At 51.7% G+C, this 19,817-nt stretch carries 15 protein-coding genes; 5 read left to right on the forward strand and 10 right to left on the reverse strand.

Translation table 11 applies throughout. The features are described from left to right. The first annotated feature begins 483 nt into the window (after positions 1–483). Positions 484–2,934, forward strand: coding sequence for an ABC transporter permease (locus tag KK083_RS00465; protein WP_254158856.1), 2,451 nt, complete (start codon positions 484–486; stop codon positions 2,932–2,934). Between the two features lie 163 nt (positions 2,935–3,097). Here the strand turns inward: KK083_RS00465 and KK083_RS00470 are convergent, their stop codons facing one another. From KK083_RS00470 to KK083_RS00480, 3 genes are all read right to left on the reverse strand, one after another. Next, positions 3,098–3,694, reverse strand: coding sequence for a carboxymuconolactone decarboxylase family protein (locus tag KK083_RS00470; protein WP_254158858.1), 597 nt, complete (start codon positions 3,692–3,694; stop codon positions 3,098–3,100). Positions 3,695–3,889: 195 nt separating this feature from the next. Beyond that, positions 3,890–4,741 (reverse strand): sigma-70 family RNA polymerase sigma factor, encoded by an 852-nt coding sequence (locus KK083_RS00475; protein WP_254158860.1) that lies wholly within the window; start codon positions 4,739–4,741, stop codon positions 3,890–3,892. Positions 4,742–4,989: 248 nt separating this feature from the next. After that, complete coding sequence (locus tag KK083_RS00480; protein ID WP_254158862.1) at positions 4,990–5,682, reverse strand: 4'-phosphopantetheinyl transferase family protein; 693 nt, start codon at positions 5,680–5,682, stop codon at positions 4,990–4,992. Positions 5,683–5,839: 157 nt separating this feature from the next. On the opposite strand from KK083_RS00480, the gene KK083_RS00485 reads away from it, so the two are divergent. Beyond that, positions 5,840–6,409, forward strand: coding sequence for a pentapeptide repeat-containing protein (locus tag KK083_RS00485; RefSeq protein ID WP_254158864.1), 570 nt, complete (start codon positions 5,840–5,842; stop codon positions 6,407–6,409). Positions 6,410–6,621: 212 nt separating this feature from the next. On the opposite strand, the gene KK083_RS00490 is transcribed toward KK083_RS00485, so the two are convergent. From KK083_RS00490 to KK083_RS00505, 4 genes are all read right to left on the reverse strand, one after another. Then, positions 6,622–7,956 (reverse strand): TolC family protein, encoded by a 1,335-nt coding sequence (locus KK083_RS00490; RefSeq protein ID WP_254158867.1) that lies wholly within the window; start codon positions 7,954–7,956, stop codon positions 6,622–6,624. A 13-nt stretch (positions 7,957–7,969) separates the two neighbouring features. Next, the gene (locus tag KK083_RS00495; RefSeq protein ID WP_254158869.1) at positions 7,970–11,098 is read right to left on the reverse strand and encodes an efflux RND transporter permease subunit; all 3,129 of its coding nucleotides are present in this window, start codon (positions 11,096–11,098) and stop codon (positions 7,970–7,972) included. A 39-nt stretch (positions 11,099–11,137) separates the two neighbouring features. Next, positions 11,138–12,217: an efflux RND transporter periplasmic adaptor subunit gene (locus KK083_RS00500; protein WP_254158871.1), complete on the reverse strand. Its 1,080-nt coding sequence runs from the start codon at positions 12,215–12,217 to the stop codon at positions 11,138–11,140. Positions 12,218–12,343: 126 nt separating this feature from the next. Further along, on the reverse strand, positions 12,344–12,622 hold the full coding sequence (locus tag KK083_RS00505; protein WP_254158873.1) for an ArsR/SmtB family transcription factor: 279 nt from the start codon (positions 12,620–12,622) through the stop codon (positions 12,344–12,346). 499 nt (positions 12,623–13,121) lie between these two features. Between KK083_RS00505 and KK083_RS00510 the strand changes: the two genes are divergently transcribed. Further along, entirely contained in the window at positions 13,122–14,249 is a 1,128-nt protein-coding gene (locus KK083_RS00510) for an LVIVD repeat-containing protein (RefSeq protein WP_254158875.1), read from the forward strand. A gap of 79 nt (positions 14,250–14,328) precedes the next feature. Here KK083_RS00510 and KK083_RS00515 read toward each other — a convergent pair whose 3' ends face one another. Then, complete coding sequence (locus KK083_RS00515; protein ID WP_254158877.1) at positions 14,329–15,594, reverse strand: MFS transporter; 1,266 nt, start codon at positions 15,592–15,594, stop codon at positions 14,329–14,331. Between the two features lie 168 nt (positions 15,595–15,762). Here KK083_RS00515 and KK083_RS00520 point away from each other — a divergent pair, with 168 nt between their 5' ends. Beyond that, positions 15,763–16,458 carry a hypothetical protein gene (locus tag KK083_RS00520; RefSeq protein ID WP_254158879.1) on the forward strand — a complete coding sequence of 232 codons (696 nt, stop codon included), beginning with the start codon at positions 15,763–15,765 and terminating at the stop codon, positions 16,456–16,458. A 224-nt stretch (positions 16,459–16,682) separates the two neighbouring features. Here the strand turns inward: KK083_RS00520 and KK083_RS00525 are convergent, their stop codons facing one another. Further along, positions 16,683–17,354 carry an RNA polymerase sigma factor gene (locus tag KK083_RS00525; RefSeq protein ID WP_254158881.1) on the reverse strand — a complete coding sequence of 224 codons (672 nt, stop codon included), beginning with the start codon at positions 17,352–17,354 and terminating at the stop codon, positions 16,683–16,685. 383 nt (positions 17,355–17,737) lie between these two features. On the opposite strand from KK083_RS00525, the gene KK083_RS00530 reads away from it, so the two are divergent. Next, positions 17,738–18,145, forward strand: coding sequence for a hypothetical protein (locus KK083_RS00530; RefSeq protein ID WP_254158883.1), 408 nt, complete (start codon positions 17,738–17,740; stop codon positions 18,143–18,145). Between the two features lie 111 nt (positions 18,146–18,256). Here the strand turns inward: KK083_RS00530 and KK083_RS00535 are convergent, their stop codons facing one another. Beyond that, on the reverse strand, positions 18,257–19,807 hold the full coding sequence (locus KK083_RS00535; RefSeq protein ID WP_254158885.1) for an SAM-dependent methyltransferase: 1,551 nt from the start codon (positions 19,805–19,807) through the stop codon (positions 18,257–18,259). Between the last annotated feature and the right edge of the window lie 10 nt (positions 19,808–19,817).

Genomic DNA, 19,817 nt, shown 5'->3' on the forward strand with positions numbered 1-19,817 from the left:
CTACGGAGCCCAAGCGGATAAAATTGATCTATTCCTATAGACAGAACACTCCTATCGGAGTGAAATGCATTTTAGCTCCGGATGGAGCTCCCTGTTTATAGAATGGAAGATTGGTTTATATTGGCTCCATAGGAGCCTCCTGTGGACACGTCATCGGGAATGGCGGTTTGAGCGCACGAAGGTGCGAATGAAGGATCCCATTTGACAGCGTGCTTGCGAAGTACAATGCGCTCGAAATAAGTACGCAGTAACGACCGGGGGATCCTTCGCTCCCGCGTGCTATCACACCTGCATCGCTCTGGATGACGGGCCTCAAAAAAAAGAACTGTGTATCGGAAGCATGCAGAATCTTGTATCATTTTCGATACATGTTTTTTTGATTGATTCCTGGCTGATTTAATGTAATCTGTTGATAATAAGTTGATTGTATCTTGTGGCACGGGGATTGGCTACAGGGACGGTAATTCCATGTAAATTGACGACATGATGCTGCGAAACTACCTCCGCATTGCCTTCCGGAACATGACCCGGAGCATGCGGTTTTCCATCCTTCATATTTCAGGTCTCGCTGTGGGCCTTGCGTCCGTGATCCTGATCGCCTGGTATGTGTACGATGAGATCAGCTTTGATAACCTGCCCGGAGCAGCGCAGGTGTACCGCATCAATACCTACTGGGGCGATGACCCGGAGACGAATATGTACGCCACCACGCCACCGCCACTCGCAGCAGTGATCCAGGCAGAGATCCCCGAAGTGGAAAAAGTGGCACGCGCCTTTACCTGGAATCACTCCACGATGCGGCTACCGGCGGAAGAGCACGCAGGAAAGGACGAGGTGGTGTTCCGTGAGACGCGCATTTTTATCGTGGACCCGCAATTCCTGGACATCATGCAATATCCTGTGATCTCGGGTGAGCGGAAGTCTGCCTTCACACGGCCTGAATCGATCGTTATCACCAAAGAAACTGCTTTGCGTTATTTCGGTCAGGACGCCCTTGACCGCGGCGCTGTCATTGGCAAATCGATCCTCTTCGGCGGTGACCGCACAGCACGCATCGTATCCGCAGTGATCGATCCCCCGGCCAACACGCATTTTCACTTTGACATGCTGGTGCACATGGGATTCGGTTACGATGAGTTGGGCACGTTAAAAGTATGGACCTGGAACATCATGCACACCTATGTAAAAGTGAACGAGGCTGTGGCCAATGACCCGGACCGACTCAAGGCGTTGCAGGCCAAGCTTTCGTCGATCAGCACCCGGTACATCAAACCTGCTGCCGGCGACCACGATGATGTTTCCGCGGCCGATTTCAGGCTGCAGCCATTGCGTGATATTCACCTGCATTCGCATTTACTGCGCGAGCATGAGCCCAACGGAGACCATACAACCGTGCAGGTGCTCGTGACCATTGCCGTGCTCATCCTGGTGCTGGCCTGTGCCAATTTCGTGAACCTTTTTACGGTGCAGTCGGCACGCCGCGCCAAAGAAGTGGGCGTACGCAAAACGCTCGGGTCAGGCAAAGGTGGTCTTGCTTTCCAGTTCTTCGTGGAGGCTTCGTTGTATACCTTCATTGCGGCGCTGCTCGCCCTGGGGCTTGCCGAGCTGCTGCTTATTCCGTTCAATGCGCTCAGTGGAAAACAGCTCTCGTTCGACTGGGGAACGCACCCCGTGTTGTTCGCGGGTATGGCTGCGGTGTTCCTGCTGGTAGTATTCTTTTCAGGAAGTTATCCTTCCATCTATCTGTCATCCTTCAGTCCTGTACGTGCGCTCAAGGGGAACCTTCTGCAGCAAACTGGAAAAAATAACTTCCGCAACGCGCTGGTCGTGCTGCAGTTCAGCATCTCCATCGGCCTCATGATCTGCAGTGTGCTGGTGCTTCAGCAGTTGTTGTTCCTGCAAAACAGGGCGCCGGGTTATCAGCGTGAAAATGTGATCATCGTCAAGAACGACCGCGAGATCCAGGATCAATGGCGCGCATTCCGTGACGAGCTTCAGGTGCATGCTTCCATCACCAGCGTCAGTTTCACCACAGGCCTTCCTGCGCAACCCCTGAATGTGATGCGCGACTTCCGCCTCCGGGGCGATGCCGCCAACACAGGCATGCACTGGTTTCTGGCAGATGAAAATTATCTCGCTGCACTCGGACTCGAATTGCAGCAGGGCTCCTGGTTTTCTCCCGATGAAACAGCCAACACACAAAAGGTGGTGATCAACGAGACCGCTGCCCGCATCCTGGCATTGGATGAGCCTGTAGGCCGGCAACTGGTGATGAACTACGGTGCGCCCGACGAAGAGCACCTGGAGATCATTGGCGTGGTAAAAGATTTCAATGTTGAATCGTTTCACAGCGAGGTCAAGCCCGTTGTGCTCCGCTACTATACACCTGACTATGCTATGGACTATGTTGCCGTTCGCATCCATCCCGGCAATCCCTCTGAGGCACTCTCTGTGGTCGAAAAAGCCTGGAAGAAGTTCGAACCAGAGAACCCTTTCGTTTATTCTTTCCTCGACAAGGACCTGGAGCGCCAATACCTTTCGGAGCAACGCCTGAGCAAGCTCTTCGGAGGGTTCACGCTGCTGGCCCTGATCATTGCTGTGCTCGGGTTAACGGGCCTTGCTTCTTTTATGGCCGAGCTTCGCACCAAGGAGATCGGTATCCGCAAAGTGCTCGGCGCTACGGCGGCAGGGATCATCGTACTTTTCTCGCGCGACTTCACACGGCTTGTGCTGCTGGCCACTGCCATTGCCATCCCCGTGTCATACTGGTTCATGAAACAATGGCTCGGCGATTTTGCCTACCGTATCGAGATGAGCGCGGGCGTCTTCATCCTGTGCAGCCTCGCAGCCCTGGTGCTGATGTGGGTCACGGTGTCGTTGCTTTCATTCCGGGTAGCAAGGCTTAATCCAGCGGAGACGCTGAAGACGGAATAGGCTGGTTGCCGGTTGCCAGTTGCCTGATGGCCGGTTAGGGTAGTCTCTGCCGTTGTTGGTGTTCTTCACCGACAACCTCACCAACTATCACACTATACGAAGCAGAGTAAGTTTGCCTACACCACCCCAACTGGTAACCGGTAACCGGCAACTGGCAACCATTTCACAACGCAGTTACTACCACATCCTTGCTGCGCTTCGTATCAGGCCATGGTGCCGGTATCTGACAAAACCCATCCGACTCAATATCAAAAGCGCGGTTCATCAGGTTATAGATATGTTCACGCGTTACCGCCCAGGCGATCTCAACAAGCTCACGTTCTGAGAAATGCTTCTGTGCTTCGGCAAAAGTTTCGTCGGAGATCTTCTTGTAGAGGGTAAGCTCTTCGGCAAACAGGAGCGCGGCCTTTTCGCCTGCCGTGAACAGGGGGGAAGTCTTAAAAGTTGATACATTGAAGAATTTCTCCTGTTGATCGGGGTAATGTGTAATGGCCTGCATTTTGCCGATGTCGATACAGAATCCGCAGACGTTCAATTGTGCTACATGGGTGCGCACCAGCACCGCAAGGTATTGGGGGAGCTGGTATTTTTTCTCGAGCTTTTCAAGCTTTTGAACAAACAGCCCGAAGCTCAGGGGAAGTCTTGCGGAGATCACTTTTAAGGGCGTCATCACTTTGCCATACTTTTTCCGGGTCATCCAATAGACAAATTTCATCATCAAACCGGAAGGTTTTTCAATAGGTGCAAGTTTCGTTTTCATATATAAGCGATTTTGTTTCTTTTCGCCCATATGACGGAGACTACGCAACTTGTGACAGTTTTTTAAAAAGATTTTTTTGAATGATGCAGGCTAACGGACGCTAAAACGGCATATGACGGGTCAGACCCTGTTTTGTGACATTTTTTATGAAAAATTTTGATGAGCCGGGCTCATGGGCGTCACCCTCTCTCTTTCCTAAGAGAGGGTCGGGGAGAGTTTGTCAGGGTTTCGCACAAAGTAGAGGCCTATAATGCTTTGCCCGTCTGTTTCCAGGGTACAGATCGTATCGACCAGGCCCGTAGCCTTGTTCAGTATAATTGCACCCGCAGAACCGTTGACCACTGCCGGTTTCACCTCAAAGTTGTTGGCTGTATCTTTCAGGATGTTGAGCATGAAGGTGATGATCTTCTGAGGCCCTACCAGGGGCACTACCGACGCACTCATCTTGCCGCCACCATCGGCGTACAGGATCACATCCTGATGCAGGATCTCCTTCAAGGTGCTGGCATCGAGCTTTGCGCAAGCGTCGAGGAAGGCGTTCATCAGCCGTTGCCTTTCTTCTTGCGAGGCCTCATACCGGGTTCGTGGCTTCTGTAATTTTTCCTGGGCGCGGTGCACGAGCTGCCGGGCGTTTTCTTCGGGCAGATTGCATATTTCGGAGATCTCGCTGTAAGGAAAATCGAATGCATGACGAAGGATGAACGCTGCCCTTTCCACCGGGTTGAGCTTCTCGAGCGTGCTGAGCAATGCGTAGGGCAACGGATCGCCCGATTGCCTGTCGTCCGCAGCAGCGGTTTCTGAAACTATCGGCACCGGGAGCCAGGGACCTTTGTAGACTTCACGGGTTTTCTTCAGCGCCTCGAGCCGATCAATACACTTGTTTACAACGGCACGGCTCAGGTATGCTTTGGGAAACTGAACTTCCGGTTGTTTCGAAAACCAGCTTTCAAACACATCCTGAACGATGTCTTCCGCCTCCTGCACTTCTCCAAGCATATCATAAGCGAGCGAGAACAAAAGTGGCCGGTGTTGATGAATGTCTTCCATGATGACCAAAAATAATACGCACCGGGGAAAATAAAAATGGTTGCCGGTTGCCAGTTGCCAGGTGGCCGGTTAAAGCGGTCAATACTTACACTATACTCCTTTCAAATTAAATTGAGGACAGAGCGCACCCGCCGTTGTAGTGTCGCCGTTGTTGGTGTTCTTCACCAACAACCTCACCGACTAAGCACGAGTAAGTTTGCCCACAACCGCCAGAACTGGCAACCGGTAACCGGCAACTGGCAACCCTTTCAGAACATAAACCTCCTCACTCTCAGCCCCTCCGTTATCATCTCGCTCGTGGCCAGGTGACAACAATACCCTTCCGAGATGTTGATTTCGGTTAAGAACCAGGAACGGTTTTCAATAATAACTGGTTGTTGGTGTCGCCGTTGTTGGTGTTCTTCACCAACAACGCCAACAACTCCACCAGCCCCTATAACAGAAACCTGTTTCAACGGAATGCTCAATCCTTTTCCATCCGCTTTGATCAGCGCTTCTTTTTTGGTCCAAAGGTTATAGAAGTTCACAAAACTGCCATCGTCTGATTGTATCAACCTCATTTCATCATCCGAAAACTGTTCCTTGAAGTCAGTTACAGCCACAGGTTTGATCTGTTCAATGTCGATGCCCAGGCGTATGTTGTTAGCTGCGGCACAGACCACGAACTTGCCCGAATGCGAGATGTTGAAGTCGATGGCAGCATCGTTGAAGTACGGCCTTTGATGGCTGGTATAGCGGAGGTCTTCAAGACGGAGATGACCGATGCCGAGCTCTTCGAGGCAACGCAGCAACAACAGCTTGCCATAAAGACAAGCTTGCGCATCTTCCCGAAATTTGTATCTCAGCACCTGCTCCCGGTGTTCATTCGGCAGCCGGCACAAATATCCATCCCATACGTTGGGTGGGAAGGGTGCGCTATTTTCAGCATAGGCAATGAGCATACAAAATGAATTACCTGACACTAATATAGATATTGTAATAATTATTCGAAGCATGCCGTAGAATCCAACAATGTCCGGCAGTGGACTGTCGACTGTGGACTGTGGACTCTTCCCGATAAATAGTATTATTGTGCTGGCAACTGCACTTTAAAAGTTTATGAAACCCTACCTGAAAGACAAACACTTCGATCACACTGATTTCACTGAAAAAGGATTTGAGGCAGGAGAGTATGACCATTGCACTTTTCGCAATTGCAATTTCTCCGGTATCGACTTGTCTGAGTGCATGTTCATGGATTGCCGGTTTGAAAGCTGCGACCTCAGCATGGCAAAGCTGAGAAACACCACTTTCCAGGATGTGACGTTCGCGCACTGCAAACAGCTGGGATTACGTTTCGACGATTGCAGCAAAACGTTGTTGACATTTTCTTTCGATACGTGCTCGTTGAATTTCTCGTCGTTTGCCAGGCTGAAGCTGAAAGGAATTGTCTTCAGGGAATGCAGGCTACAGGAAGTTGAGTTTGCCGGGGCTGACCTCACCAACGCAAGCTTTGACAATTGCGACCTCGACAGGGCCGTTTTTCAAGGTACTGTGCTCGAAAGCTCGGACTTCAGAACAGCCTACAATTTCTCCATCGATCCCGAAATAAACCGCATGAAAAAAGCCCGGTTCTCGATCAACGGACTCCCCGGCTTACTGGAGAAGCACGCCATCATCATAGCGTAGAGATCTTCTCGCCACGAAGGCACTAAGGTCACAAAGCATCCGCAAAGCAGTAGTGTTTTCCTCGTGTTCTTTGTGCTTTAGTGGCAAAAAAAAGCGGAGCTCCCGGCATCTCCGGAAAACTCCGCTTGGCACAGTCTTAATCCTGTCGCAGCCTTCACAAACAGACTCCACTCAGCTGTGGACTGTCGACCGTGGACTGTGGACTCTTCAAATCAATCCACTTCACTAACCCCCATTAATTTTCTCAATTGGATTCGTGCTGATAAATAATCATAAGCAGCCTCCAGGTAGTTGGATTGCGCCGTGGCAAGTGAAAGCTCGGCATCAGTCAATTCCAGTCTTGGCGAAATACCATTCTTATACCTGTAGAGAATAATGTTGTAGCTCAGCTGGGCGGTCTCTTGTACGATGGCCGTGTTCTCCAGGCGCAGCAATGCTTCTTTATTGCTGGCGATCGCCTCGTGCACCAATGCCCTGAGTCTTTCCTGTGTGTGAGCCACACGAAGCTCGGATTGTTCTTTGGTCAGGTCTGCCTGTTTCACCCTTGCATAAGTGCTGAGCCCGGTGAAGAGCGGCACGGACAGCTGCAGGCCCACAAATGACGACGAAGGATAGTGAGCATTCTGGTATTCAAGATTGTTGGTTTGCGTCTGCACCTGGTATTGCGCCAGCAGCGACAGCACAGGCTTCCGGTAGGCCGATGCCGTGCGCACCTGTTGTTTGTCGAGCTGGGTTTGCAGGTTCAGCACCTGGAAGTCGGGATTGTTCTGTTTCACCTCTTCGTAGACCGTTGCTTCGTCGGGAATCACTTCCGCCACGGGAATGGTCAGCGAATCCGTCAGCACCAGGTCATTCAACGAATCGATGCCAATCAAAGTCCTGAGCTGAAGCTTCTCTGTTTCGGCGGCGAACGTAAGCTTCACAAGCTCGGGTTCGAGATTTTTCACGGCGGTGTAGGCGCGCAGGGTGTCTACCCGCAGACCTTTGCCCTGGATGAACAACGACCGTGAGTCCTGCAGCACCCTTTTGTTCCGGTGGATGCTTTCCTGTTTCAGGCGAATGCGCTCGTTCAGCACCAGCACTTTAAGATAGGTCTCCTTGATCGATGACAGCACCTCGATCTCTTTTGCCCTGGCGGCTACCGTGCTTTGACGCTGGCGAAGCTGCGCAAGCTGGAGCGACGGGAATGCCAACGGGTTGTATACGGGCTGAACCGCGGAGACAACAGCCGTGAGCTGGTCTTTTCCGCCAAACCTGCCGTACGGGATCTTGCCGCCCTCATTGTTCTCACCGAAGCCGAAGAACGCGGGAAGCTGAAAGTAGTGGTTGGCTTGTGCGCCGGCGGAAACTGTGGGTAAAAAGAGACTCCTGGCAATGACCCTTTGCCGTTCCGCTTTCTCTACCTCGAGGGCGCTGGATCTGAGCTCCGGGTTGGAAGCCCGTCCGAGGGACAGGGCTTCCTGGAGCGAAAGTTTTTGCTGTGCATGTACCTGTATTGCCAGGGCCAGGGCAAACGACCATGCAACTGTATGTTTGATGAATTTCATGTGTTGTAACGGATTAAACTGTGAGTGGCTGCGCTTTAAGATCGGGTGTTCCTTCGGCGTGTTCACCAGCTTTGCGCGCATAAGGCCGCGAGATGTATGAATAAACCGAAGGGATCACGTAGAGGGTGAGAATACCGGCGAAGATAAGCCCGCCCACCACGGCGATACCCAGCGATGTTCTGCTGCCCGACGATGTACCCAGCGAAAGCGCAATGGGCAGAGAACCGAAGATCATGGCGAGCGTGGTCATCAGGATCGGACGAAAGCGTGAGCTGGCAGCGGAGAGCACCGCTTCACTTACGGAGAGGCCTTCTTCCTTACGTTGATTGGCAAACTCCACGATGAGGATCCCGTTTTTCGTGATGAGACCAATGAGCATGATGATGCCGATCTCGCTGAACACGTTGATGGATTGCCCCGTGATCCAGAGGCTCAGCACCGCACCTGTGAGCGCCATAGGCACCGTGAGCAGGATGATGAACGGATCGATGAGGCTTTCGAACTGTGCGGCAAGTACCAGGTAGATGAGCAAGATGGCGAAGATGAACGCAAAGATCAGACTCGAGCTGCTTTCAGCGTAGTCGCGGCTTTGACCGGCCAGCGCTGTGGTGAATCCCGGAGGCAGCACTTTTTTGGTGATCTGGTCCATGTCGCTGATGGCTTCACCCAGGCTGACGCCTGGCGCGGGCGTTGCAGAGATGGTTACGCTGTAGGACTGGTTGTAGCGGTAGATGGCGGGAGGGCTAACTGTTTCTTGCAAACTCACCAGGTTATCGAGCGACACCATGTCGCCATTCTCGGCGCGCAGGAACAACGACTGCAGATCTTCCGGTGCGGAGCGTTCTTCACGGTCGAGCTGGCCGATCACTTCATATTGCCTGTCGTTATAGATGAAATACCCGTAACGTCTTCCGCTGAGCGCCAACTGCAACGTGCGGCCGATCTCTTGCGTGGAGATGCCCAGCTGTGCGGCGCGCTGGCGGTCTATGGTGATGCCGATCTCGGGTCTGTTGATCTTGAAGTCAGGGTCCTGGAAGCTCAGCTTCTTGCTCTGATATACTTCGTTCATGATCTTGGGCGTAACTTCAATGAGGCTCTTCAGGTCAGGCGCCTGCACCACGTATTGCAGGGGCTGTGAGCTGGAGAATCCGCCGATGGTCGGGATCTGGATCGGTATAACGATCACATTACGGAACCGCGACGACGCCGCTATCAGCTTCTCGTACACTTGTTGTTGCGTCATGCCGCTTTTGCGCTCATGCGGATCTTTGAGGAAGATCCACTGAAAGGCGCCGTTCACGGGCTGCACCAGTGTTCCAACCGAGGCTGCAATACCGGCATACGTACGGTTCTCGTTCAGATCAGGAATGGAGTCAGAAACATAGTTGTTGATCTCCTTCATGGTCTCTTCCATACTTTCATAGGAGGTTCCCTCGGGAGCGATCACTGCCAGGCCCACCATGGAGCGGTCTTCCAGCGGCGCAAGCTCAGAGGGCAGGGTAGGCAGCAGGTACCAGGCTATGGCGAATGAAAGCACCAGCAGCACAAACCCCATCCACCTTACTTTAAAGAAAGCCCTGAGGGAACGTTCATAGGCGTTGTTCAATCCCTGGAACCAGGGCTCCGTTTTCCGGTACAGCCACCCGTGCGACGCGTTTGACTTGAGCAGGTAGGCGCTCATCATCGGCGACAACGTAAGCGCGACAAAGGCAGAGATCAGCACCGAGCCGGCCACCACAATGGCGAACTCCTTGAACAGCTTACCCGTGATCCCGCCAAGGAAAAGAATGGGCAGGAAAACGGCCGCCAGCGTCACCGTGGTGGAGATCACGGCAAAGTAGATCTCGTCAGAACCTTTTCTCGCCGCCGCCAGGGGATTCATGCCCTGCTCGATCTTGCTGTAGATGTTCTCCAGCACCACAATGGCATCGTCTACCACAAGCCCGATGGCCAGCACAAGTCCCAGCAGCGTAAGCACGTTGATGGTAAAACCACCGATGTACATGATAAAGAATGCCGAGATGATGGATACAGGGATCGCCACGAGGGGAATGAGGGTGCTTCGCCAGTCGCGCAGGAAGATGAAGATGATGAGCGCCACCAGTACGAATGCCAGGATCAGCGTCTCTTCCACTTCAGACAGTGAGTTACGCACCGGTACTGTGAAGTCTTTTCCCAGGGAGATGATATATTCTTTTGGAGCAGTTTTTACGATCTCGTCGAAGCGGTCCTTGAACTCGTCTACGATGGCCAGTGAATTGGCGCCACGCTGGGGTTGTACGCCCGTGCCCACACCGTACCTGGCTGTTTTACCTTCACCCACGATCATGGCCGTGCGCTCATTTTGCGACGACATGATGGCCGTGCCGATATCCTTGAACCGTACAATGGCACCGTTCTTCTGCACTACGATCATGTTGTTGAAATCGTCTTCCGTCACCAGCCTGCCTTGTGTGCGCAGCGTTACTTCGGTGTTCTCACCTTCGATACGTCCACTCGGAAGGTCTACGTTCTCCCGTTGCAGGGCTGCCTGCACATCGGAAGGAGTGAGGCCGTACGAGGCGAGCTTCAGCGGATCCATTCGTAACCTCATGGCGCGCTTACGTCCTGCATAAGTATCCACCAGCCTTACGCCGGGGATGGACTGCAGCTTTTCCTTGATGTTGATGTTGACGAAGTCCGTTACGTCTTCCAGTGTACGGGTATCGCTCTGCACCGTGAGGAACACGAGGAAATCCGGCGGGCCAGCCTTTTCAACGATGGTAGGCTCGATATCGGAAGGCAGCTGCTGGCGCGACTTCGATACTTTATCGCGCACATCGTTGGCCGCGGCTTCGAGGTCTGCATCCAGGTTGAACTCTACGGTGATGATGCTCACCTGCTCCCGTGAAACGGAAGATAACGCGCGGATCCCATTAGCTTCGGCGATGGCTTCTTCCAGTGGTTTGGTCACCTGCGAGGCGATGATGTCGGCACTGGCGCCTGGATACACCGTGGTGACCATTACGATAGGAGAATCGGTTACAGGGTACTCGCGGGTTCCCAGAAAGGTGTAGCCCACGATCCCGAACAAGATCAGCAGCACCGACATCACGCCGGCCAGCACTGGTCTTGATATACTTACTTGTGAAATTGCACTCATAAACTTGTTTAAAACGGTCTTATAGTATTAGTTAAAAGATCACTTGATAGTGACCAGTGTTAAAGGCGCACCGGGTGAAAGTCTCAGCAGGTTGCTGGTGATCACGGTGTCGCCAGGAGTGAGGCCCTGCAGGATCTCCACCTGACCTGTGCTCCGTTGTCCGATCTGCACGGGACGCGCTTCGGCTTTATTGTTTTTAGCAACGAACAGCACATAACCGCGCGGAGAGGGGATCAATGCCTGTGACGATACAGAGAGGGCGTTGGCCGAGGTGTTGAGCGAGAGGTTGATCCTGGCACTTTGGCCTGGCAGCAGCTTGCCTTGCGGATTGGCTGTCACGCCCCTCACCAACAAGGTGCGGGTGTCCGTGCTCAGGCTCGCTGCCTTGGCTACGACCGTTGTCTTGTACTCGGTCTGGTCTGACGGCGTTGTGAACGTTTGCTGACTGCCGGCGTGGATCACGTTGGTGTATTTCTCAGGAACGGAGAATTCTATCTTCACCACGCTGTTGTCCTGGATGTCTGTCAGCACGGTGCTCACAGAGACGATGGCACCCACGTGTGTGTTGATCATGCCGATCTGTCCGTCGAAGGGCGCGGTGATCCTGGTTTTGTCGATGGTTGCCTGCAGCTCGGTGATCTGGGCTTGCAGCACTTTGAGGTTGGTGGCTACTTCGTCGTAATCCTGCTGGGCAACGGCTTCATGATCGATGAGGTCTTTCAGGCGTTTCTCGTTCAGGATGGCGAGCTTTTCCTGCTGGTGAAGGCGCTCCAGCTGCGCGAGCAGGTCGGCCTGATCGAGCAGGAACAGCAGCGTACCTTTCTTTACTTTGCTGCCTTCCTTCACATTCACTTTCACCACTTTGCGGGTAAGCTCGCTGACGATGTCAACTTCCTGGTTGGCGAGCACTGTTCCGGTCACTTCGAGACGATCCTGCAGCTCGCTGGGGTGGATCACGGTTGCATCTACAGGTATTCCGGCGGGAACGGCAGCGGCTTCAGCGGTGGCTGGCAATTCTTCAGCTTTGATAGCACAGGCCACCACCACGGCGGCGAGTGCGGCAGAACCTGCTACGTATTGCAGGTTTCTGAATAACGGGTGTTTGAAGAGTCTGTTCATATGTATTGATTTATTTAAATAATTCGATATGTTGTTCAAAAGGGGGGCAAATGTAATCGGGTGTCGTGTCATGTCATAATGTTTAATAGAAATATTTAAATATTTCGATAAATAAGATACAAGAGATCAGGTCGTTTTCAGTGAATGCAGGAAATCGATGTACTCCTCGATCAGGCTGTTGTTGAGCGCATACTTGACGTACCGGCCTTCCTTTTCCGGGATCAGGATCTCCGTATCGGTCAGCTGCTTCAGGTGGTGGCAGATCGAAGGCTGGGAGAGGTCGATGATCGCATCGATGTCGCAACAATAAAGCGCATCGTTTTGCTTTTTCACCTCTTTGATGATCATGATCCTGTTCGGATCGGCCAGTGCTTTCGAGATCTTTTCTGCTTTCTTGTGCTCCATTACCCTATCGCCTGTTAGCCTACTTATCTATTTATCGAAATATTTCGATGTTTCATATTACGTCGATCCCGCCCGAAAAGTTCTGATGATCGAAAAATCTTTCTAATAAAGTTTCAGCGCTATGGCCTTGCTTCCTTTAGACTTCCCATTCTTCTGTTCCCCCGCCCAATGTCTCATTTATGAAACACGCCTCCGAATCCACACACCTACCCACGAACGACAGGCTCCTTACTCCTTACTACTGGCTCCTTACTCCTTTTTTACCCGCATAGTTTGCTGAGCACCACCGCGATAAGCAAAGACGGGTCTTTTTTAAGTAGCGACCCCGGTATTCAGTAGAACTACTGGTTTTTTAAAATACGGTATTCCCTGATCCCCGGTACCCTACTTAATAATAAGTTTGTCCGTCCGCTATTGTAAAAGCAATTCGGGCAACGGACCCCAAAACTCAAAATGTATGCATAGAACCAACAAAAAGGCCCCATTGATAATCCTATTGATGGCCGCAGTACTCGTATTCTCCTGCGAACGCGAGGGCGAAGTAGATCAAAAGAGGGTGATCATTAACAACTCCTCGTTTGAGGACCGTATTAACTATAACGTAGACAGTACCATCACCGTTGGAACGCTCACTGGCGGAAGGACCAAAGCAGCCCTGAGCCTGAAGCTGAGGGCAGAGGTGCTGCCACCGGTATACAATGGCATCACGTTGCGGGCCTCCCATATTTATGTTGATAAAGACTATGCTTATGTTGTTTATAACCTTGAAGGTGAATCATACCTGGGCGGCGTCGAGATCTTTAACATCAGCGACATCAGGCATCCTTTTATTGATTCGCAGGCAATTTTCATCAACACGGATGTAAGCTCTGTCTGTTATGACGATAATGTGGTCTACCTGGCCGAGGCGACCGGTGACGCAGGGTTTGACGCGCCGGCAGTGCTGGAAGCGCTCCAGATCGAGAACGGCAGGCTCACAACGAAGTCCAGAAGGGTTGGTCTGACCAGTTACGCCGCTACGGATGTCAGTGTGTCTAAAGATTATATCGCCGTGACTTCCGGTTCTGCTGGCGGACTATCTGTTTTAAACAGGAAGACGTTGGAGAGGACTGCCTTTGTCGGACTCGACGATGCGCGGGCCGTTGCTTTCGAAAACTCCGGCGGGATGATCACATTACAAGGGACTCCCGCCAGGGTCAGTATGTTCGATGCGGCTGGATCGCTCCAAAACAGTTTTGAGTTCAAGGGCGCCAACATTCCTGAATCCAAATCGATGCTGGCTTTGCATGGCAACGCTGTGTTTGTGGCCGCCGGAGATGGAGGAGCCTATTGTATCAACAAAAGCACCGGCGTGGTAAACTTTAACATCCCCGTGCCGCAGGATGAAGACCTCGATCCGCACGAGTCTGTCTGCAACAGCGTGGCAGTGTTTGGTGATGTGCTTTATATGGCCTATGGCGAGGCGGGGTTATATGCCGCCAAAATTGATGGCGAGAGCGAAAAATTCAGTGACCTGAGTCCGATCAGGTTCAGTGGCAACTCATCTGTCAACCACGTTGCCGCCAGGAACAAAACCATTTTCCTGGCCACAGGAACCGGAGGGCTTAAGATCGTGGAGCTTGAATAATTAAACCGCAGCGGACGCCGGATGGTTGCATCACTCAGGATTAACGGGTTTCAAAAAGAAGCGCTACCCTTAAAGGCGACTACCTTATGGGCTCAACCTCGTTCGGAGTCTCCACAAGGCTGGCTTTCGTTAGCTGTTTCTGTTTTACCATTTTGTCGATGAGATATAACATAGCGATGGTAACAACGGTAGCACCTGCAACCACATACCCCAGGATGTCATAGTTCCTGATGCGCCCATCTTCGGACTGAAAAACGATGGCGCCGGCGATCAGCGAAGCGATACCACCCGATATCATGTTCACGGCGGAGTTGATGCTCATGAAAGCACCACGGTCGAGGGCCTCCGGAACAGCGGTGATCAAAGCGGAGGAGGAGACCATACGCCCGGCGTAGCTGGTGAACATGAACGCGCTGAAAACGGTCACTACCGCTACGGGTGTGATGCCAAGGTTACAATAGATCACCGTGGAAACGATCAGCACAACGGAGCAGATACAGAACACAACGTACTTTCCCACGATGTCTGACAGCACACCGATGAGCGGCGCGGCACACATGGAGCAGACACCCGTAATGAAATACAGTTGAGGAAGATCACTCATCGAAATACCGTTATTCTGTACGGCGAATACGCTGCCAAAGGGCATCAGCATAAAACCTCCGGTGGCCAGTAGCAGGGTGGTGGCGAAAGCCTTGGCATACGAAGGGTTGGAGATGGTTCGGGCGAGATGTTCTGCCGGATTCCGTAGGGTACTGTTTGCCAGGTGCGCGTTCACCGGCTTCATGAAAACAATGATGAGAAGCAGCACAAAGACACACAATCCTGCGATCAGGAGGAAGGGAATGTGCCATCCAAAGAAGGAAGCCAGGTAAAGTCCCGCGGGCAGCCCCAGCACCGATGCGCCGGCGAACGCCATCTGCAGAAAACCCATCACGCTGCCGCGAATTTGAATGACAAACAGGTCGGTAACAATGGCATAGATCACGGACCCGATCACGCCACCAAAGATGCCCGTAATAATGCGTGCGGCGAGCAGAAATGTGTAATCGGTGGCAATGCCGCAAAGGGCCGTTCCGATAATGAATCCCGTGTAGAAGAAAAGCAACAGTTTCTTACGGTCGAACTTATCCGCAAAGCCGGCGGAAAACAGTCCTGAGATGCCCGCGCTCCAGGCATAGGCAGAGACCAGGATGCCAAATTGAGCTGCGGTAATGTCGAACTCCTCTAAAAGCATGGCGCCCAGAGGCGACAATACCATAAAATCGAGAATGACCGTAAACTGAAGGAATATGAGTACGACAACAATAAAGATCCCGTACGGGGTGATGAGGGGCTTATTCATGGGCACTTGAGCAATTGTGTACTGCCAAAATTAGAATAATCCCGTTTGCTTCAGCACGGCGCCGGCATTTATTGTTGCCAGGGATGGGCCTTTGCCGGGAGAATCTTTGGCGAAAGTCTGTAACTTTTTTATCGCGGCGAAGTACTATATTAGTATAATCACATCCCTATGAACCAATTTAGCCGCATTTCATCCGTTTTGTTGATCGTTTGCCTGACGTCAACACTGGCGTTCCCACAGCAAAGCGATCCCAAGCCCGCACCCAAAGGAAAGAATCAGCCGGAACCGGCAAAAGAAGAAGCCAAATCAGAAGAGGAGTCTGATAAAGAGGCCTGGTTGGCCAAATGGAGGCGTGCCACCGGCGAGGATCGTGATTGGGATTCTGACGTGCGCGTGGATATCGACCCCGATCTGGAAATAGTTGTTGAAGAAACAATGCAATCGCTCTCGAGGACACTTGGAAACCTGGAGATTGACATGGAAGCCCTGCAGATGGACCTCGCGGACATAGACGTTGATATCGATCCCATCGAGATAGAGATCCCTGACATAGACATCGATATCGACCCGATTGACATCGAGATCCCCGAGATAGATATCGACATAGATCCCATTGAGATAGAGATTGACGATATCGAGATTGATGACATAGACGTTGATGTAGACGTCGACGTGGATGACGACGATGACGTATCATTCAGACATCGCTGGAACAGGGACGACGATAACGACTCCGACCATCGCGACGATAAGGACGAATGGAAGGAGAAGGATAAGATCAAGAACAAGGATAAAGAAGAAAAAGAGAAGGACAAATCAGACAAGGCTGACGACAAGTCCAAAGGTCTTAAGAAGCTGAATTGAATTAGTCCACACTGTTTTTTTGATCTGTCATTCATCAGAGCGGCACATGGTGTGCAGGCATGTGGGAGCGAGGAATCTCCTTGAAGCAAAGTGCACTTCACAAGGCGCTCATTCGAAATAAGTTGGCAGTAATCATCAAGCGATCCTTCGCTCACACATTCCCCGCTTATGCATCGCTCAGGATACCGGTTTTCGAGGCCGCTGTGGACTATCGACCGTGACTATTAAATCTTTCTCATCACATTATTCACCAGCGCATCGCACCGGGCGCTGCCAAATTCAAAAATTTCCGGATCGGAAGAAAGCCGCAGCAAGGTCTCCTTCATGAGATTTTTAGCGCGGTGCAACCGTACTTTGACGTTGCTCTCCTGGATGCCGATGCATTCACAGAGCTCGTGCGTCTCCATGCCCTGGATCTCCTTTAACACATAGATCACACGATACTTTTCCGGAAGCTCGTCAATGGCGCGTTCGATCAGGTTTTTCACTTCTTTTCCGATCGTGATCTTTTCGGGGTTTACGTTCCTGGAGTCGGGTAGTTGAATCAGCTCTTTGTTCATGGGATCAGCGTCTCCTTCGTGTAGCCTTTTTATCCTCGTATCCTTTTTGATCCGTTGCAGCGCTTCGTTGATGCCGATCCTGATCAGCCATGTAGAGAAGCTCGAATCACCCCGGAATTGGTCCAGCCGGTTGTAAGCTTTCAGGTAAGTATCCTGCATAGCATCTTCAATATCGTCGGGGTTACGGAGATAACTTCTGATCACCCGGTACAATTTCTGGTTGTAGCGTCTGAGCAGCAATTCAAAAAGCTCTTTTTCACCCGCAATGATCCGCGCCACGACAACAGGGTCGTGCAGCTTCTGGATCGCCGGTTCATTCAGTTTAATGGCGTACATAATGGATTAGATGACAGGTGCCTGATTTAGTTACAAAAGAACGCCTTAAAAAATTCAAAATGCAGAACGCAAAGACCCGCGGAGGTACGTTCTTCTTTTGAAACCCGTTTTCCTGAGTGATGCTCGTGCGCTGGCCTGTGTGAGCGAAGGATCCCCAGGTCGCTTACTGCGTACTTAATTCGAGCGCATGGCAATTTTGAAGGCGCGTTGCCAAACGGGGATCCTTCATTCGCGCATGCAACGCTCAAGCCCCCATTCAGGATGACGGCGAAAACGAAACACCTCGCGCTCTTTGCGTGAACCTGCATTTCTGCATTTTGCATTTTTTTTTGTAACCCAACTGACGTTTTGTAATCCAACCCCAAACATTAAACAAAATTACCATGATCACATCAGCTATTTCAGCGGGGGCAAAACATTCTGAGATCTCCCGGTTGCACTTGATCTTAAAACTTACTTATGGCCTGGTGCCGGTGGTTGCGGGGTTGGACAAGTTCACCAATTTATTGACCGATTGGAGCAAGTACCTGAATCCGGATCTGCTCCAGGTACTGCCTTTTGACGCTTCAACTTTTATGATGATCGTCGGCGTGATCGAAATCGCCGCTGGCATCCTGGTGCTATGGAAAACGGAGCTAGGCGCTTATGTAGTGGCTGCCTGGCTGATCTGTATCGCCCTCACCCTGATCCTTTCATTCAATTACCTCGACGTTGCCGTAAGAGATATCGTGATGGCCATCGGTGCCTTTATACTGGCACGCCTTTCACACGCAACGCAGGAAGGTGTGTAAAGAATACCCGTAGGGGTGACATGTTTGACGGTGCGCCGAAACTTCATAACGCGTAATATGTCATCCCTACGGACTTTGGTTATACAATTTCTCCTGGCTACTGGCTTCTTTTCATCTCCCCATCTCCTGCAGTAACAACTGCGCAGGCTCGTGTGCCGGATCGAGCGCCAGCGTCTTTTGAAGGTACTGCCATGCGCGGTCATCTTCTCTCAATTGATAATGACAGGCCGCAAGATTAAAGAAGAGCGGCGCTGCCACATCCGGATAGTTTTTCATGGACTTACCAAAGTAAAAGATGGCGTCTTTGTAATAACTGATCTCATAACATATGATGCCAAGGTCGAAAGCAAGATCCTGCGATTCGCCAATGAAGTAATATCCCTTCCAGATCTGCGCTGCCATGGCGCGGACTGCTGCCTTTTCATCTTCACTGGCTTGAGGAAGCAGTGTGATCAGATGAGCGGTGCACTGTTTGAAAAAGCGCGCATCGTAGTGACTCAGACGGAAGTGCGCCAGCAGGTGTGCAATGCTCATGGTGTCGATGAATTTTTCGAAGTGTTTCTTCAGCGTGAAAAAATCATCAGGACCAAGATCCGATACGGAACGCTGGTAGGCTGACCGTGTTTCGGAATATTTTTCCGCATCCTCCAGAGAGAGCAGGCATGCCACATTGATGCCCGTATAGCCGTGTGGAGGAAAGAGCGACAGCGCGCCCTGCTGCTCGTAAAAGAACCGAATGGCGTGGTAGTTCACATTGAGCGAAAAGCTTCCATGGTTCACCGGTTGTGGTGCCGGCATGTTATCAAGGCCTTCAAGCCTGTGCTGTCCTTTATCGCACGAGAGCAACATGAACCCTTTTGACGAAAACGACCTGAGGCGCTCGAGGCAACGCAAACCGGTGTGCGGGAAAAGCACGTGGCTGGCCTCGAACTGTTCCTTGTAGCGCGAGAGTATTTTGTTGAATTCCTTTTCCGTGAAATACCCGCTCCGGCATTTTTTGTAAACGTACCGCAGCTGGAGATCAGGAAGGGTGAAGCTCGTTGTATCTTTCATATTCCCTTCCGCGCACAGGGCAACCTTACAGGAATAGAGCTCGTGGTCTTCCACATAGAACAGCTCCTGGGGAATAGAATCAAAAAAATAATTGCCGATCAGGATGAGGGGCTGATGGCACGTGCCTGCTTGCAGTGAGACACCTGCGTACAGCAGATGAATTGTATCATCTGCTGTAGCATCGAACCGTGCAACATCGAGCCATTGTCTTTCAACGAAGGGCTTCAGCCGGTCATGCTGCATCCAGAAGTCTACATTCTTTTGCGCCAGGTCTGTGAGCACATACCGGAAGTGTGGTACGGTAAAGCCGGCTTCATCACAGCATGTTTCCAGGCAGGTAAGAAAGTGGTAAGCGAAACGGCCTGAGCCGCCACCCAGCTCTAGAATGTAGAGGGGCTCATCAGATGTTACCTGCTGGCGCGCCACATCCCTTAAAAATGCAAACACAATTTCCGCATAAGCCCGGGCCGTAAAACGATTGCTGGTGATATAATGCGGCACAACGCCGTCTTTCCAGGCATCAATCCCGGCTTCTTCAAAATAAAGGCGCTGGTATTCCCACAGTCGCGACCGGGAAAAGGGTTTGTATGGATCAACGATTCGGAGCATGCCGGAGAGT

This window comes from Chryseosolibacter histidinae, from assembly GCF_018598225.1.
Lineage (GTDB): Bacteria > Bacteroidota > Bacteroidia > Cytophagales > Cyclobacteriaceae > Chryseosolibacter > Chryseosolibacter histidini.